Source organism: Aquamicrobium terrae (assembly GCF_052978165.1).
The window spans coordinates 2,545,007-2,562,090 of sequence record NZ_JBRKLZ010000001.1 but is presented as its reverse complement, the minus strand read 5'-3'; the positions used below and the strand labels follow the sequence as shown (position 1 = coordinate 2,562,090).

Genomic DNA, 17,084 nt, shown 5'->3' with positions numbered 1-17,084 from the left:
AGGCGACAGACGACGTGGTGGGCATCCGGTTCGACAAGCTTGGCGTGGTGATCGCCGCGATTGCGTTTTACGCCTGCCTGGCGGCGCCCTTCGCCACGTTCCGCGCCAACCGCATCGTGCCCGGCGAGGCGCGCTCGCTGCTGGAGGCGCTGCCGCCCATCGCCGGCGGGGCGCTGGCGGCGGTCATCGTCATCGCCGCGCTGATCGCCCTTTTGCGCACGCCGCTCCTGCTTCGCCTTGGGGCGAGCCTCGTTGTGCTCATCGCCATTGCGGTTCTGATCGGCGTGGCAGGCAGCTTCCTCACGCCGGAGGACAACAACTATGCCCGCGTCTCGCCAGCCCACGGGTTCTGGCTGCTCCTCTTCGCCTTCATGCTGCTACTGGCCGATGTGCTGACGCGGCTGGCCCTGTCGCCATGGGCGCGCATCCTTGCGCTGCTGGCGGCCGCCGCCCTGCTTGGCCTGCTGCTGGCGTCCGGGAGCTGGGATAGCCTGTCGATCCTCAAGGAATACGCCAACCGCGCCGACAGCTTCTGGACCGAGGGCGGCAAGCATCTCACCCTCGCCCTCGGCTCGCTGGCGGCGGCGGCCATCGTGGGCCTGCCGCTCGGCATCCTGTGCCACCGCGTGGCGCCGCTGCGGGCAAGCGTGCTCAATGTACTCAACATCATCCAGACGATCCCGTCCATCGCCCTGTTCGGCCTGCTGATCGCGCCGCTCGGCTGGATTGCGGCCAATGTGCCGGGCGCGACGGCGCTGGGCATTCGCGGTATCGGCACGGCACCCGCTTTCCTGGCGCTCTTCCTCTATTCGCTGCTGCCGGTGGTGGCCAACACGGTGGTGGGGCTCGCCGGCGTTCCGCGCACGGCCAACGAAGCGGCGCGCGGCATGGGCATGACCGGACGCCAGCGGCTGTTTCGCGTGGAATTGCCGCTCGCCGTCCCGGTGATCCTCACCGGCATCCGCATCGTCCTGGTGCAGAACATCGGCCTCGCCACCATTGCCGCGCTGATCGGCGGCGGCGGCTTCGGCGTGTTCGTCTTCCAGGGCATCGGCCAGACGGCGATGGACCTAGTGCTGCTGGGCGCGCTGCCCACCGTGATGCTGGCCTTCGCCGCCGCCATCGTGCTCGATGCCGTGGTGGAACTCACCTGCGTCCAGAAAAACGGAGGCCCGTCGTGATCGAGATCGAAGGCATCACCAAGCGCTATGGCGACACCGCCGTGGTCGACGACGTGTCGATGGCGATCGAACCGCACAGCATCGCCGTCATCGTCGGCACGTCGGGCTCGGGCAAGACCACGCTGCTGCGCATGATCAACCGGCTGGTCGAGCCGACCTCCGGCGCGATCCGGCTCGACGGCACCGACAACCGCACGGTGCCGGGCTACGAGCTGCGCCGCTCCATCGGCTACGTCATCCAGGGGCACGGCCTGTTCCCGCACCGCACCGTGGCCGAGAACATCGCCACCGTGCCCGTGCTGCTCGGCTGGGACGCAGGCCGCATCGCGACGCGCGTCGAGGAACTGATGAGCCTGTTCCAGCTCGATCCGGCCGAATTCGCCCACCGCTATCCGCATGAGCTGTCCGGCGGCCAGCAGCAGCGCGTCGGCGTCGCCCGCGCGCTTGCGGCCGGGCCGAACGTGCTTTTGATGGACGAGCCGTTCGGCGCGCTCGACCCCATCATCCGCACCAAGGCGCAGGAGGACCTTCTGGCGATCCAGAAGCGGCTCGGTACCACCATCGTGCTGGTCACCCACGACATGGAGGAGGCCGTGCACATGGGCGACCGGATCGCGGTGATGGATGCCGGCAGGCTGCTGCAGTACGACACGCCGGAGCGCATCCTTGCCCGCCCCGCCAGCGAATTCGTCGAGACACTGGTCGGCGCCAGCGAAAAGCCGTTCCGGCTGTTGTCGCTCGGCCGAGTCGGCGAGGCGGTGGAACAGGGCGTTGCCGAAGGCGAGCCCATCCCCGCCGAGGCCAGCCAGCGCGATGCGCTGGCCGAGCTCCTGTGGTCGGGCCGGCCGGCCCTGCCGGTGCGCGGCGCCGACGGCCGGCTCATCGGCAAGGTGACGGTGGACGGCCTGGTCCGGCTGGCGGCGCGGCCCGCATGAGGAAACTGGCATGAAGTGGCTGCCCACCCTTGCCCGGCTGGCGCTGCTGGCCTTTCTGGTCGCCTTCATAACCAACCCCGGCTGGTTCGAGCCGCTGCTGAAGCCGCTGACCGAGAACAACGCCCCGGCGATCTACAATCAGGGCAACCTCTTGACGCTGACGCTCCTGCACCTGCGCACGGTGGCCATCGCCACGCTTGGCGCAATCGTCGTGGCGGTGGGGCTCGCCATACTGGTCACGCGGCCGTTCGGGACGGAGTTCCTGCCGCTGTCGCGCAGCCTGGTCAATATCGGCCAGACCTTCCCGCCGGTCGCGGTGCTGGCGCTGGCCGTCCCGGCGGTCGGCTTCGGGGAAAAACCCACATTGATCGCGCTGTTCCTCTACGGGCTCCTGCCGATCTTCGAGAATGCGCTGACCGGGCTCACCACCTTGCCCGCCCATGTCGTGGAGGCGGCGCGCGGCGCCGGCATGACGCCCGCCCAACGGCTGCTCAGGGTCGAGCTGCCGCTCAGCCTGCCGGTCATCCTCGCCGGCATCCGCCTGTCGGTGGTCATCAGCCTAGCCACGGCGACCATCGGCTCCACCGTCGCCGCCCGGACGCTGGGCGAAGTCATCATCGCCGGGCTGCTTTCCAACAACCTCGCCTTCGTGCTGCAAGGCGGGCTGATCGTGGCGGCCATAGCCGTGCTGATCTATGACGGGCTCTCGGCGCTCGAGCGCCTTGCCGCACGGCGCATGGGCCGCTGACGGCCGGAATCGCGCAAGCCTTGGTCTTGAAGTGCCGGAATTGCCCTGGGCTCCGGCGGGTGGTATCAGCCGGCACGGGGCCGAAAGGCGCGCCTGAGGAGGCAGGATCAAGCATGGGGTCAGGGCCATTGTCTCGTGGGTCGAGCTTTCTGCTGCTTGCGGCCCTTGCCTTTTGCGGACCGTTTGCCGCCCATGCCCAAAACCTGCCGGTGGCGGTGCAGAAGGTCGGCTATGAGGACTATGCCCAGCCGCTCGAACTGTCGGGCGACATCCACGCCCGCCTCAATGTCGATCTCTCCTTCCGGGTCAGCGGCCAGATCGTGGAACGCAGCGCCGATGTCGGCACGCATGTCGAGCCGGGCGACCTGCTGGCGCGGCTGGACGATGCCGAGCAGCAGACCAACCTGCGCGCCGCGCAGGCCTCGCGTGACGCGGCCAAAGCGTTGCTGGTCGAGGCGGAGGCCGCCTACCAGCGCCAGCGGCAGTTGCTGGACCAGGGCTTCACCACGAGAAGCCGGTTCGATCAGGCCGAGCAGCAATGGCTGACGACGAAGAACACGCTGACCAGCGCCGAGAGCGCGCTGGAAAACGCCCGCGACGAGCTTTCCTATACCGAGCTGCGCGCGCCCTCGGCCGGCATCGTCACCGCCCGCAACGTCGAGGCCGGACAGGTGGTGCAGGCTGCGCAGGCGGCCTTCTCCCTGGCCGTGGACGGCGGGCGCGATGCCGTCTTCGACGTGCAGGAAACGCTGGTGAACCATGGCCCGCCAGGCACCGCCGTCACCCTCACTTTGCTGTCGGACCCCGCTGTCACCGCGCAGGGACGGATCCGCGAGGTTTCCCCGGTGGTCGATGCGCGCACCGGCACCGTCCGGGTGAAGGTGGAGATCATCGACCCGCCGCCGCAGATGGCGCTCGGCGCCGTGGTGACGGGCACCGTCCACCTGCCGCAGCAGAAGGTGGCGGTGCTGCCGTGGAGCGCGCTCACTTCCGACAGGGGCCGCCCGGCCGTGTGGAGCATCGCCCCCGACACGGGCGTCGTCAGTCTCGTCCCGGTCGAGGTGCTTGCCTATGAGCGCGAGCGCCTGATCCTGCGCGCCGGGCTGGAGGAAGGCGCCACCGTCGTGGTCAAGGGCGGGCACATGCTGCATCCCGGGCAGGTGGCCGACATCGTGAACGCCGAAGCCGGCACGAGCAAGGGGCAATGAGCATGATGCGATCCTTGCGCCTGCTGGCCGCCGCCGGGCCGTTCCTGCTGATCGCGGGCTGCGGCGAGGCCGAGGAACCGAGGCCGGAGCCCCTGCCGCGCCCGGTGATCTACACGGTGGTCGAGCCCCATGCGATCGCCGAGGCCGGCTTCACCGGCACCGTCGAGCCCCGCTACAGCACGGGGCTTGCCTTCCGCGTGCTCGGCCGGCTGACCAGCCGCCCGGTGAATGTCGGCGACCTCGTGAAAAAGGGCGACACCGTCGCCACCATCGACCCCTCGGCGCTCGATCTTGCCGTGCAGTCGGCCAGGGCGGACCTTGCGAGCGCCGAAGCGCAGTTCGCCAGCGCCTCGGCCAGCGAAGAGCGCCAGCGCGCGCTGCTCGCCTCCAACAGCGTCTCGCAGGCGGTCTACGACGCGGCCCGCCAGGCCCGCGACAGCGCCGCCGCCGGGCTGGAAAAGGCCCGTGCCGGCCTCAACAGGGCCGAGGACCAGCGCGGCTATGCCCAGCTTCGCCCGGATTTCGACGGCGTCGTCTCGGCGGTCCATGCCGAGGTCGGCGAGACGGTGGCGGCCGGCCAGCCGGTGCTGACCGTGGCCCGCCCCGACATCCGCGAGGTGGTGGTCGACGTGCCTGACCGTCTCGACGGGCTCCTGTCGCCCGGCGCCGGGTTCGAGGTGCAGTTGCAGGCCGATCCCTCCGTGACCGGCAGGGGCACGGTGCGCGAGGTGGCGCCGCAGGCCGACCCGCAGACGCGGCTGCGCCGCCTGCGCATCGCCCTCGACGATCCGGCGCCCGGCTTCCGGCTCGGCGCCACCGTGCGCGTGGCGCACCGCAGCGCGGGCACCCCGCCGGTGGTGCTGCCGGCCAGCGCCCTGCTCGACATGGAAGGGGCCACCTCGGTGTGGCTGGTCGATCCGCAAAGCCTTGTGGTGAAGAGCCGGCCGGTCAAGGTCGTGCAGAGGCTGGACGACGGGTTCGTGACCGACGACGTGCCGGTCGGCAGCTATGTGGTGAGCGCCGGCGTGCATGAATTGGCCGAAGGCCAGAAGGTGCGGCTCGAGGGCGAGGGAAAGCACAATTGAAGGGCTTCAATCTTTCCGACTGGGCTTTGAACCACCGTTCCCTGGTCTGGTATTTCATGGCGGTGTTCCTGATCGCCGGCGTCGCTTCCTATGTGAAGCTCGGCCGCGAGGAGGACCCGCATTTTACCATCAAGACCATGGTCGTGCAGGCCAACTGGCCCGGCGCCTCGGTCGAGGAAACGCTCAACCAGGTCACCGACCGCATCGAGAAGAAGCTTGAGGAACTGGACGGGCTGGACTTCACCCGATCCGTCACCACCGCCGGCCAGTCGGTCGTGTTCGTCAACCTCAAGTCGACCGTGAAGGCGCGGGACGTCGAGCCGAGCTGGGTGCGGGTGCGCAACATGCTGGAGGACATCCGCTCCTCGCTGCCCGAGGGCGTCCACGGTCCCTTCTTCAACGACCGCTTCGGCGACGTGTTCGGCAATATCTACGCCTTCACTTCCGACGGGCTGTCGATGCGGCAGTTGCGCGACCATGTCGAGGACGTGCGCTCGCGCATCCTCACCCTCCCCAATGCCGGCAAGGTGGAACTGATCGGCGCGCAGGACGAGGCGATCTATCTGGAATTCTCCACGCGGCAGGTGGCGGCGCTCGGCCTCGACCAGCAAGCGATCCTGGAAAGCCTGCAGGCGCAGAACGCCATCACCCCTTCCGGCGTCGTGCAGGCTGGGCCGGAGCGCATCAGCGTGCAGGTGAGCGGCCAGTTCACCTCGGAAGAGGACCTGCGCGCGGTGAACCTGCGCGTCAACGACCGCTTCTTCCGCCTCTCCGACGTCGCCACCATCACCCGCGGCTATGCCGATCCGCCGAAGTCCCTGTTCAGGGTCAACGGCGAACCGGCCATCGGGCTCGCCATCGGCATGAAGCCGAACGGCAATCTGCTGGAGTTCGGCGAGGCGCTGGAAGCCTTGATGCAGAAGACCCTGAACGACCTGCCGGTCGGCATCGGCGTCACCAAGGTGGCCGACCAGCCCGAGGTCGTCGATCACGCGGTGTCCGGCTTCACCAGGGCGCTGTTCGAGGCGGTGGTCATCGTGCTGGCGGTGAGCTTCGTCAGCCTCGGCGTGCGCGCCGGTCTGGTGGTGTCGCTGTCCATTCCGCTGGTGCTGGCCATCACCTTCCTCACCATGTCCTTAATGGGCATCTCGTTGCAGCGCGTGTCGCTGGGCGCGCTCATCATCGCGCTCGGCCTGCTGGTCGACGACGCCATGATCGCGGTGGAGATGATGGTGGCGCGGCTGGAAAAGGGCGACCCGCTGAACAAGGCGGCGACCTATGTCTATTCCCACACAGCCTTCCCGATGCTGACCGGAACGCTGGTGACCATCGCCGGCTTCATCCCCATCGGGCTCAATTCCAGCCAGGCCGGCGAATATACCTACACGCTGTTCGTGGTCATCGGTGTATCGCTGCTGGTGTCGTGGATCGTGGCGGTGCTGTTCGCCCCGCTGCTCGGCGTGACATTGCTGCCCGCGACCATGAAGCACACGAGCGAGGAGCCCGGCCCGGTGATGCGCGCCTTCGGACGCGCCCTGCTCGCCGCCATGCGGCACCGCTGGGTCACGATCGTCACCACCGCCGTCCTGTTCGCGGTCGCACTCTACGGCATGACCTTCGTCGAGCGCCAGTTCTTCCCCGAATCCGACCGGCCCGAACTGGTGATCGACTGGCGGCTGCCGGAAAACAGCTCCATCGCCGAAACCCGCGCCCAGATGGTGCGCTTCGAGGAAGCCGTGCTGGAGGGCAATCCCGACATCGACCACTGGAGCAGCTATATCGGCCAGGGCGCTGTGCGCTTCGTGCTGGCCTTCGACGTGCAGCTTTCCAACCCCTATTACGGGCAGATGGTGATCGTCGCCAACGACATCGAGGCGCGCGACAGGCTGCGCCAGCAGTTCAACGAGGTGCTGCGGCGCGACTTCGTCGGCACCGACGCCTTCGTCAAATATCTGGAACTGGGCCCGCCGGTCGGCCGCCCCATCCAGTATCGCGTGTCGGGACCGGACATCCAGACGCTGCGCGGCCACGCCCAGCAGCTCGCCGGCATCCTCGACGCCGACGAGCGCCTTGGCGTGGTGGCCTACGACTGGAACGAGCCCGGCCGCGTGGTGCGCGTCGACGTGCTGCAGGACAAGGCGCGCAAGCTCGGCATCTCGTCCAAGGACATCGCCACCACCCTGAACGGCGTGGTCGGCGGCATCGCCATCACCCAGGTGCGCGACGCCACCTATCTGGTCAATGTCGTGGTGCGGGCGCGCGAAGCCGAGCGCAACTCCATCGAGACGCTGCAAAATCTCCAGATCGCCACCGGGACGGGCAGCTCCGTGCCGCTGGCGGCCATCGCCGACTTCCGCTACGAGCTGGAACAGCCCGTGGTGTGGCGGCGCGGACGCATACCCACCATCACCGTCTCGGCCGGCATCAACGACAAGACCATGGCCGACACCATCGTCACCGACCTGTCGCCCCGGATCGACGAATTCGCCGCCGGCCTGCCGGCCGGCTATCACGTCGCGACCGCCGGCACCGTGGAGGAAAGCGCCAAGAGCCAGGGGCCGATCACCGCGGTCGTGCCGCTGATGCTGTTCGTGATGGCGACCATATTGATGCTGCAGTTGCAGAGCTTCCAGAGCCTGTTCCTGGTGGTGGCGGTGGCACCGCTTGGCATCATCGGTGTGTCGGTCGCCATGCTGCTCAGCAACAAGCCGCTCGGCTTCGTGGCCATACTGGGCGTGCTGGCGCTGATCGGCATCCTGATCCGCAACTCGGTGATCCTCATCGTGCAGGTCGAGGACCATATCCGCGAGGGCCAGCATCCGTGGGATGCGGTGGTGGAAGCTTCCACCCACCGCATGCGCCCCATCGCGCTGACGGCCGCAGCCGCCAGCCTGGCGCTGATCCCGATCTCGCGCGAGGTGTTCTGGGGGCCCATGGCCTTCGCCATGATGGGCGGCATCATCGCCGGCACGGCGATCACCCTGCTGTTCCTGCCCGCGCTCTACATCGCATGGCACCGGGTGAAGGAGCCGGCGCGGGAGGAACCAATGCGGGAAAAGACGGCGGAAGCCTGACGGCGCGTGCGAGGCGGAACTATTCCTCTCCCTCGCCTTCACCGCCGCCGGTGGCCAGCGCCATCGGAATTTCGCCGGCCAGCAGCTTGCGCTTGGAAAGCAGGCCGGCATCTTCCAGCGCCTCGAAATCGGGCAGGTCGCGCAGCGTGTCGAGCCCGAAATGCGAGAGGAAGGTCTTGGTCGTCACATAGGTGTAGGGTGCGCCGGGCGTCGGGCTGCGCGGTCCCGAGGCGATGAAATCCTGCCCCCGCAGCACGGCGATCAGGTCGCGGCTGATCTCCTTGGCGAAGAAGGACGACAGTTCGGCGCGGGTGATGGGCTGGAAATAGGCGATGGTCATCAGCACCAGCGCCTCGGTCTGCGACAGGGGCCGGCTGGCCTTGTCCATCTTCTGACCCGAGGCGACGCGGATCGCTTCGGCAAAGGCCGGGCGGGTGCGGTGCTGGAAGCCGCCGGCCACCTTCACCAGTTCGTAAGGCCTGCCGCGCAGGTCCTCCCGGATATCGTCGATGATGAGGTCGATGTTGCAGTTGCGGCCGACCACCTTGGCCAGAACCTCGCGCGGCACCGGATCGGACGAGGCGAAAATGACCGCCTCGACGCGGCCCATCCATTCGCGCCAGCGCAGTTCGGGCGGCAGGTGCTCAAGCTCGGTGTCGAGCAGCGGCGGCTGGTCGGCCGGGCGCGTCCTGTCGTCGTCGTGCTCTATCTGGTCCGCGGCCATGGTCACAGCCCGTAGATCCTGAATCCGGGACGGCCGGTCAGTTCGCGCACCGCCTCGAACTGCTCCAACCGCGCGAACAACCGGCGCGAGGCAAAGCGCGACAGCTTGCGGGTGGCCAGCGTGCCGGCCACCGCATCGTCGCCAAGCAGCAGGTCGAGCGCATCCGGCGCGCCCTTGGCCCTGAGCTTCGGCGCCACCTCCAGCAGGCGTGCCGTGCGGCGGGCGAGAACCCCGGCCTCGCGCAAGGCGGAGGCCGTGGCTTCGACATAGGCCCGGCACAGCGCCTGCTCGAATGCGGGATCGGCCGGCCTGATGCGCTTCGAACGCTCGCCTTCGGCGCGGAACACGGGATCGAAGGCCAGCGCCATGGCCAGCGGCACCGCGTGCTGCCAGCCGAGACTGCGCGCCAGAACCAGATCGACCAGCCACCAGCACAGCAGTTCGGCGCGCGGCTCCAGCGCCATCACCCGGCCGGCGGCCGAGGCGGCGGCAGTCGGCGCAGGCAGGCCGGACGTCGCCGCCTGTTCGACGGCGCTCGCCAGCGCCTGCCAGTCCATGTCGCCCGGCAGGCCCATCAGTTCGGCAAGGCCGGCCAGCGCTTCGGTATCGACATGCGGCCGCTGCGCGGCAAGCCTGCGCCAGGCGCCGAAAAGATTGCCGCCCGGCCCAGGATCGGACCCTCTCGGGCACAGATACCAGGCATCGCGCAGGGCCGCCTGCGTCTCGGTGCGGCCAGTCATGCGGCAGGCACGCTCGGCGCATTCGAGCGCCAGCCGCTGGCGCCAGGCGCCGGCCCAGATCGGCTCGGCGCGCACGAGGCTGTCGAGCGCATGGAGGGCCGCGCCGGCGGCGAAGGCGGCGGCACAGGGATCGGCAACGTCACGGCGCGCGGAAACCCAGCCCGGCAGGCGCGGGACGGCCTCCGGCATGGCAAGGACCGGATCGAAATTGCGCAGCGAATCGGCAAGCGGCTTCATGGCGCGAGCTTAGCCGCACTGTGCGGATGATCACAGATTATGTGCTTCGATCCGCACAATTAATGTGCAGGGACAGCTCCGCTGGGTCAGAAGCTGTTGCGCTCGTGATAGGTGCGCAAGAACGCCTGGATGCGCGGGTCCTCGGGCTGGTGCAGGATGCGGTTCGGCGCATCGACGCCGACCAGCTCGCCCTTTTCCATGAACGCCACCTGATCGGCGACATGGGCGGCGAAGCCCATCTCATGGGTGACGACGACCATGGTGATGCCCTCGGAAGCCAGCGCCTTCATGACGTTCAGCACCTCGCCGACCAGTTCGGGGTCGAGCGCCGAGGTCGGCTCGTCGAACAGCATCAGGCGCGGTTCCATGGCGATGGCGCGGGCGATCGCCACGCGCTGCTGCTGGCCGCCCGACAGGCGCGAGGGGTGGTTCGCCATCTTGTCGGCCAGCCCGACCTTCTTCAGCGCGTCGGCGGCGCGGGCCTCGGCCTCGGCCTTCTTCATGCCGCGCACGCGGATCAGGCCCTCGGCCACGTTCTGCAGCGCGGTCATGTGCGGCCACAGGTTGAACTGCTGGAACACCATGCCGATGGAGCGGCGCATGTCGCGCAGCTTGCGCCCGGCCATCTTGCGCCCGCCCGGCGCCTCGTAGCCGATCAGCTTGCCGTCGATCCGCACCTCGCCGGAATCATATTCCTCGAGGAAGTTGATGCAGCGCAGCAGGGTCGACTTGCCCGAGCCGGAAGGGCCGATCAGGCATGTGACCTTGCCCGGCGGGATGGAGAGGTCGACATCCTTCAGCGCCTGGAACTTGGCGTAGTATTTGTTGACCTTTTGGATTTCGACGGATGACGCGGCGAGCATCTTACGTCCTTTCGATGAGATAACCGGTGATGCGCTTTTCCAGCCGGCGGCCGAAGCGCGAGATGGTTTCGACCAGCGCCCAGAAGAACAGCGCCAGAACGAGGTTCGCCTCCAGATAGCGGAAGGTCTCGGTGGACATGCGCTGCACCTGATACATCAGCTCGGGCACGGTGATGATCGACAGGATCACCGTTTCCTTGGTGAGGATGATCGAGAAGTTGACGAGCGCCGGCAGCGCCGAAACCAGGCCGAGCGGCAGCAGGATGCGGCGCACGATGGCCGGCTCGGACATGCCGATGGCGCGGGCGGCCTCGATCTGGCCATGGGGGACGGCGCCGAAGCCCGAGCGGAAGATTTCCGCGAAATAGGGGCTGCCGTAGATGGTCAGGCCGAGAATGCCGGCCGGCAGCGCGTCAAGCCGAAGCCCGATCAGCGGGCCGCCATAGTAGAGCACGAAAAGCTGCACCAGAAAGGGGGTGCCGCGGATGACCTCGATATAGGCCTGCACCACCCAGCCGACGGGGCGCGGCGCATAGCGCTGCACAAGCGCGATGACCAGCCCCAGCACCATGCCGAGGATGGTGCCCAACAGCCAGCACAGGATGGTGAGACCAAAGCCGCGCAGCAGCATGGGCCCGTATTGTTGCAGGATGCCCCATTCCATCAGACAGCCATCCTGTGTTCGAGGTAACGACCGAAAGCCGCCAGGCACAGATTGATGATGAGGTAGATGCAGGCCGCGGCGAGATAGACTTCAAGCGGCCGGAAGGTGGTCGCGGCCTGCGCCTGGCTGGCGCGGGTCAGCTCCAGGATGCCGACGACCGAAACCAGCGAGGATGCCTTGACCAGCAGGATCAGTTCGTTGATCAGCGCCGGCAGCGACAGCGTGACCGCCTGCGGCAGCACGATCCGGCCCCAGATATCGCGGGGCGACATGCCGATGGCGGTCGCGGCCTCGGTCTGCCCCTTGGGCAGGGCGTTGATGGCGCCGCGCCAGATTTCCGAAATATAGGCGCTGGCGCAGATGCCGACCGTGACCACGGCCGCGAACATCGCCGGGACGTCGATGCCGATGACAGGCAGCAGATAGTAGAACAGCAGGAGCTGGACGAGCAGCGGAACACCGCGCAGGAAGGAGACCCACAGGCCCGCGATCCGGCGCAGCCAGACCACGGGCGAGAGTGCGGCGGCACAGACCAGCGCGCCGATGACCAGCCCGAGGCTGATGCCCAGCACGGAGATCAGCAGCGTGTAGCGTGCCGCCCAGAAGAGCGGCCCGAAACTGTCGAGAAAGGTCGGGATCGAGAACATCGCGCCTCCGCTTGTCCTCCCGGCGGTCCGGGAAAAGCGCGGGCGGGAAAACCCGCCCGCGGCACAGGATTACTTGGCCGGCACTTCGCGCGGCAGCTCGGTGTAGGAGCCCAGCCACTTCTCCTGGATGGCCTTGACGCGGCCGTCGTCGGTCATCTTCAGCATGGCGTCGTTGATGGCCTTGGCGAAGCTCTCGGTGTCGGCTTCCTTGCGCAGAACCCAGGCGAAATAGGTCGGCTGGCCGAAGGAGGCCGGCTCGAACAGGGCGAAGGTCTCGCCGCGGTTCTTCACCAGATAGGTCAGGTTCGGGAGCGAGCCGGCAACGGCGTCGAGACGGCCGGCGGCGAGGTCGGCATAGGCTTCGTCGGTGGTGCCGTACTCCTTGACGTTCACGCCGCCCAGCTCCTTGCCGTAGGCTTCGAGCTGGCGGAACTGCGCGGTGCCCTGCTGGACGCCCACGGTCTTGCCCTTGATGTCCTCGGGCTTCTTCAGCTCGGTGTTGTTGGCGGCGCGCACCAGCGAGACGGTGGCGTCGGCGATCGGCAGGGTGAAAGTGTAGCGCTCGAGGCGCTCCGGCGTGATGGTGACCGGGGCGATGACGATGTCGAACTTCTTGACCTCGAGGCCCGGCAGCTCGGCGGTCCACGGAATGTCCTGATAGACCGGCTCGACGCCGATTTCCTTGGCGACCTCGTCGAACAGGTCCTTGGTCATGCCCTGGTAGACGCCGTCAATGAGCATGTCGAACGGAGCGTAGTGCATGTCGGTGGCGGTGACGATCTTGCCCGCGGCCTTGATGTCATCGAGCTGGTCGGCGCTGGCGGGAGCCGCGAGGGCCATCAGCGCGATGCCGGCGAGAGCCGACTTCAGAAATCCGGAAAGTTTCATTTCGTTCTCCTTGCTGGACAGGTTCATGTCGTGAATTCACGGGCTTGAGCGGAATGGCCGCGTTTTGCGGACGCCGGACCGATGCTTGCCTTCTGGTGCCGTCACCGGCCGGTTGCCATTGCGCTCATGTCCGTGAGTCCGGGACCTCGTTATTGTTCATTTTTCAACGCGCCACCAGTGACCGCGGCGCGAAGCCTACCAAAGTATTGCCCACCGCTCAGGCCAGCATGTTGCCCGAGATGATGATACGCTGGATCTCGCTCGATCCCTCATAGATGCGCATGATGCGAAGATCCCGGTTGATGCGTTCGACCGGGAAGTCGCGCGTATAGCCATAGCCGCCATGCAATTGCAGCGCGGTGTCGGCGATCCTGCCGGCGGCTTCCGAAGCGCCGAGCTTGGCCATGGACGAGGCCAGCGAGAAGCGCCCGCCATGCTCGTGCGCCAGCCTGCGCTGGCGTGCCGCCTCCTGCGACAGGAGCAGCGCCGACTTGTAGGCGAGGCCCATGTCGGCGATCATCCAGCGGATGCCCTGGCGTTCGGACAGGGCGATGCCGCCGATGATGCGTTCCCTGGCATAGGCGATCGCCGCCTCCATCGCCGCGCCGGCCATGCCCAGGCACTGCGCGGCCACCTCGATGCGGCCATTGTCCAGCACCTGCATGGCGGTGCGGAAGCCCTTGCCCTCTTCGCCCAGCAGCGCACTTTCGGGCAGCGCGCAGTCGAGGCTGAGGGTGAAGACATGGCCGCCCTTGAGGCCCATGGTCTTCTCCGCCGGGCCGGCTTCGAGGCCGGGCGTGCCCTTGGGCAGGATGAAGGCCGAGATGCCGCGATGCGCCTTGTCCGGATCGGTCACGGCATAGACGACGAGGAAATCGGCCACACCGCCATTGGAGATGAAGCACTTGCTGCCCTTGAGATGCCAGCCGCTGTCGGTGCGGCGGGCGCGGGTCTTCATGTCGGCGGGATCGGAGCCGGCGGTGGGCTCGGTGAGCGCGAAGGCCCCCAGCGCCGCGCCGGAAGCGGCCTTCGGCAGCCACTCCTGCCTCTGCTCCTCGGTGCCGCCGATCAGGATCGAATCGGTCGCCAGATAATGTGCGGTGAGCGCCGAGGCGGTCGAGCCGCAGGCACCGGCGACGATGGAGACGGCGCGCAGCAGCGCAAGGGCGGAGATGCCGCCGCCGCCATAGGCTTCCGGCAGGTTGGCGCCCATCATGCCCGCCTCGCCGAGCGTGGCGAGCTGCTCATGCACGAAGCGCGAGGTCTCGTCGGTTTCGGCGGCCAGCGGCGCGATCCTGTCGGCGCAGATGCGCTCCAGCACCTCGCAGAACATGCGCTCCTCTTCCGCAAGCATGTGCCAGGGGTCGTCAATCTGCATGATGCAGGGCCTCCAGTCCCAATTCCTTCAGAACCGCCTCGATGTCGCCGCCGAGGCGGGGTGCCGATGACGCCGCCACCGGCTTCACGCCGTCGAAGCGCACCGGCTGGCCAACCACCGGCGCACGGCCGAGAACGGGATGCGGCAGCTCGCTCACCAGAGAGCGATGAGCGGCGTGCTCATTGTTCGCGGCCTGTGCGATGTCCCAGATCGGCGCGGTGGGCAGCCCCTGCGCCGAAAGGGCGGCGACGGCTTCCTCCGTCGTCAGCGCGCCCGACCATTCCTCGATCAGCGCCCGCAGCGCCGGCTCGTTGCCGGTGCGGCTGCTGTCGCTTGAAAAACGCGGATCATCGGCAATCTCCGGCTTGCCGATCAGCGCCGCCAGGCGCTGGAACTGGCCGCCGTTCAGCACCGCGATCACCACCTGCCCGTCACTGGTCCCGAAGCAGCCGAAGGGGGTGGAGAGCGGATGGCGGTTGCCCACCCGGCCCGGCATCACGCCATCGTAGAAATACTGGGCATGGCTGGTCGTCAGCATGGAGAACAGGGCGTCGTACATGGCCACGTCGAGGGTCGCTCCCTGCCCGGTCGCGTTGCGCTGCACCAGCGCGGCCATGATCGACCAGCTTGCGAACAGGCCGGCGATCAGATCGGCCACGCTTTCACCCGTCTTCAAGGGTGCGCCGCCGTCCTCGCCGGTCGCCGCCATCAGGCCGGACATGGCCTGCACGACCAGATCGTAGGCCGGCAGGTCCGTGAACGGACCGTCCTGTCCGAAGCCCGAGATCGAGCAATAGATCAGGCGCGGATTTGCGGCGCGCAGCGCCTCGGCGCCCAGTCCCAGCCGGGCGGCGACCCCGGGGCGGAAATTCTCGACCACCACGTCGACGCGGGCGGCGAGTTCCTGCGCCAGCTTCAGGTCGGCCGGCTTCTTGAGGTCGAGGGCGATGCTTTTCTTGCCGCGATTGTTCAGCGTGAACAGCGCGCTTTCGCCATCCTTGAACGGGCCGATATGGCGGTAGTCGTCGCCGGCCGGCGGCTCCAGCTTGATGATCTCGGCCCCGAGGTCGGCCAGCAGCGCGGTGCAATACGGACCGGCCAGAACGCGCGAAAGGTCGAGAACCCTCACCCCGCTCAACGGCCGGCTCATGCGCGGCCTCCGGCGCAGGCCTCCGGCACGAACGCGGCGATCCGTCCGAAGTCGGCCCGTTCGAGATCAGCCAGGACAGGTTCGGGCATTGCCAGCCTCCTCCAGATGCCGCGGCGCGCAGGGGGCGAACCCGATGCGGCGGTAAAGCTCGGTCAGGCTCGGACATGCCGTAACGCCTGACCGGCGCCGCGATCGATCTCCTCACCCTGGCCGAACCTAACCACAGTTCATTCTCTATGTATAGACTTAATTTGCGTCTATGTATAAACTTATTGACGGAGAATTTCGCCGACCGCACCATGCGACGGCATGGGGAGCGCGGCAACACAAGGCGGCGACGCCCGATCGTGAAGGTGAGGGAGGCGGATATGACCGACAGGCGGACCGGCCCGACATCGCCGAAAGCGCAGAACATCGCCAACGAGGTGCGCCGGCGCATCATCGAGCGCGAATGGCGGCAGGGCGACCGCATCCCTGACGAGGCCGACCTCGCCATCGAGTTCGACGCCGCGCGGGCAACGGTCAACAAGGCGCTGCAACTGCTGGCCGACGAGGGCCTGCTGGACCGCCGCCGCCGGGCCGGCACGCGCGTGACCGTCGATCCGATCCGCAAGGCGACGGTGTCGATTTCCATCGTGCGCGAACAGGTGGAGCAGGCGGGCCTGGCCTACAGCTATCGCGTCGTGGCCAAGCGGCGCAGCCCGATCCCCGCCGACATCGCCGCCCGGCTCGGCCTGCCCGAAGGCAAGATGCTGGTCCACATGCGCGCCGTGCACTATGGCGACGGCCGCCCCTTCCAGCTCGAGGACCGCTGGATCAACCCGCCCACGGCCCCGGGGCTCGAAGAGGTCGATTTCTGGCAGCTCAACGCCAATGAATGGCTGGTCCGAAACGCGCCCTATCTGCGGGCCGAACTGGCCTTCTCGGCAGCCAATGCCGACCGGCGGGAGGCGCGACTGCTGCAGACGCAAGTGGGGCAGGCCCTGCTGATCCTGCACCGTACCACCTGGAACGACCGCGGGCCGATCACCACCGTGCGGGTGGCCTGCCAGCCGGGCCACCTCATCAGCACCGAAGCGGGCTATGACAGAAGCCACTGGCCCGCAAGCGGGACGCCGGCCCCCGAGGTTTCCTGACGGCGGACGCAGCCGGCAGGATTCGACGCGGTTTCGCCCGCGCGACCTCCCATCCAAAGGGCGTAAATCCATTGTCGGATCGTCCTACTCCCCTCCCCTGACCTGCCTCCTCACGGTTGAACGGATGAACTTCCGTCGCCCCATTGCGCAAGGAGTTACGACGCAGGTGCAACTGTTCAAGGCAGCGGTCCGGGGCGACAGTCCAAGGGCCGGACGAGCCGAATTTTCCGGAATGGGATCATGGGGTCTTTTGCAAGGGGGGTCCCGCGTTTCCGGAAAGCAAGGCCAGCCGGCCAACAAGGAGTGCATAAACCATCTTCGTGGGGGGATGCACTGCATGCAGACGGCGATCGTTCCGGTCGTCGAACCACTGGAACCGTGCCGGCACCATATCGCCTGACAGATGACGGGTGATCGTGTCGCACG

General features: G+C 67.7%; 15 protein-coding genes. 7 read left to right on the top strand and 8 right to left on the bottom strand.

Annotated elements, in window-relative coordinates; genetic code table 11:
- Positions 1-17 precede the first annotated feature (17 nt).
- The 6 genes from ACVCNR_RS12630 to ACVCNR_RS12605 all read left to right on the top strand — a co-directional run bounded on the left by ACVCNR_RS12630 (position 18) and on the right by ACVCNR_RS12605 (position 8,231).
- Positions 18-1,181 (top strand): ABC transporter permease, encoded by a 1,164-nt coding sequence (locus ACVCNR_RS12630; protein ID WP_447075694.1) that lies wholly within the window; start codon positions 18-20, stop codon positions 1,179-1,181.
- Positions 1,178-2,116 carry an ABC transporter ATP-binding protein gene (locus ACVCNR_RS12625; protein ID WP_447075044.1) on the top strand — a complete coding sequence of 313 codons (939 nt, stop codon included), beginning with the start codon at positions 1,178-1,180 and terminating at the stop codon, positions 2,114-2,116. The genes ACVCNR_RS12630 and ACVCNR_RS12625 overlap by 4 nt, the downstream gene beginning before the upstream one ends.
- A gap of 10 nt (positions 2,117-2,126) precedes the next feature.
- Complete coding sequence (locus ACVCNR_RS12620) at positions 2,127-2,864, top strand: ABC transporter permease (protein WP_354194952.1); 738 nt, start codon at positions 2,127-2,129, stop codon at positions 2,862-2,864.
- Positions 2,865-2,977: 113 nt separating this feature from the next.
- Complete coding sequence (locus ACVCNR_RS12615) at positions 2,978-4,072, top strand: efflux RND transporter periplasmic adaptor subunit (RefSeq protein ID WP_447075043.1); 1,095 nt, start codon at positions 2,978-2,980, stop codon at positions 4,070-4,072.
- 2 nt (positions 4,073-4,074) lie between these two features.
- Positions 4,075-5,157, top strand: a complete 1,083-nt coding sequence (locus tag ACVCNR_RS12610; RefSeq protein ID WP_447075042.1) for an efflux RND transporter periplasmic adaptor subunit — start codon at positions 4,075-4,077, stop codon at positions 5,155-5,157.
- A 56-nt stretch (positions 5,158-5,213) separates the two neighbouring features.
- Positions 5,214-8,231, top strand: a complete 3,018-nt coding sequence (locus ACVCNR_RS12605; RefSeq protein WP_447075693.1) for an efflux RND transporter permease subunit — start codon at positions 5,214-5,216, stop codon at positions 8,229-8,231.
- Positions 8,232-8,250: 19 nt separating this feature from the next.
- On the opposite strand, the gene scpB is transcribed toward ACVCNR_RS12605, so the two are convergent.
- The 8 genes from scpB to ACVCNR_RS12565 form a co-directional block, all read right to left on the bottom strand.
- On the bottom strand, positions 8,251-8,955 hold the full coding sequence (gene scpB, locus ACVCNR_RS12600) for an SMC-Scp complex subunit ScpB (protein ID WP_447075692.1): 705 nt from the start codon (positions 8,953-8,955) through the stop codon (positions 8,251-8,253).
- A gap of 2 nt (positions 8,956-8,957) precedes the next feature.
- A complete protein-coding gene (locus ACVCNR_RS12595) occupies positions 8,958-9,932 on the bottom strand; it encodes a DUF1403 family protein (protein ID WP_447075041.1) in 975 nt (324 codons plus the stop codon).
- An 86-nt stretch (positions 9,933-10,018) separates the two neighbouring features.
- Positions 10,019-10,795 carry an amino acid ABC transporter ATP-binding protein gene (locus ACVCNR_RS12590; protein WP_354194944.1) on the bottom strand — a complete coding sequence of 259 codons (777 nt, stop codon included), beginning with the start codon at positions 10,793-10,795 and terminating at the stop codon, positions 10,019-10,021.
- Between the two features lies 1 nt (position 10,796).
- The gene (locus ACVCNR_RS12585; RefSeq protein WP_447075040.1) at positions 10,797-11,459 is read right to left on the bottom strand and encodes an amino acid ABC transporter permease; all 663 of its coding nucleotides are present in this window, start codon (positions 11,457-11,459) and stop codon (positions 10,797-10,799) included.
- Complete coding sequence (locus ACVCNR_RS12580; RefSeq protein ID WP_447075039.1) at positions 11,459-12,106, bottom strand: amino acid ABC transporter permease; 648 nt, start codon at positions 12,104-12,106, stop codon at positions 11,459-11,461. The genes ACVCNR_RS12585 and ACVCNR_RS12580 overlap by 1 nt, the downstream gene beginning before the upstream one ends.
- Before the next feature lie 69 nt (positions 12,107-12,175).
- On the bottom strand, positions 12,176-12,994 hold the full coding sequence (locus ACVCNR_RS12575; RefSeq protein WP_354194938.1) for a transporter substrate-binding domain-containing protein: 819 nt from the start codon (positions 12,992-12,994) through the stop codon (positions 12,176-12,178).
- 217 nt (positions 12,995-13,211) lie between these two features.
- Positions 13,212-14,375 carry an acyl-CoA dehydrogenase family protein gene (locus tag ACVCNR_RS12570; RefSeq protein ID WP_447075690.1) on the bottom strand — a complete coding sequence of 388 codons (1,164 nt, stop codon included), beginning with the start codon at positions 14,373-14,375 and terminating at the stop codon, positions 13,212-13,214.
- On the bottom strand, positions 14,362-15,522 hold the full coding sequence (locus ACVCNR_RS12565) for a CaiB/BaiF CoA transferase family protein (protein ID WP_447075038.1): 1,161 nt from the start codon (positions 15,520-15,522) through the stop codon (positions 14,362-14,364). The genes ACVCNR_RS12570 and ACVCNR_RS12565 overlap by 14 nt, the downstream gene beginning before the upstream one ends.
- Positions 15,523-15,890: 368 nt before the next feature.
- Between ACVCNR_RS12565 and hutC the strand changes: the two genes are divergently transcribed.
- Positions 15,891-16,658, top strand: coding sequence for a histidine utilization transcriptional repressor HutC (gene hutC / locus ACVCNR_RS12560; RefSeq protein WP_354194934.1), 768 nt, complete (start codon positions 15,891-15,893; stop codon positions 16,656-16,658).
- Positions 16,659-17,084: the final 426 nt, after the last annotated feature.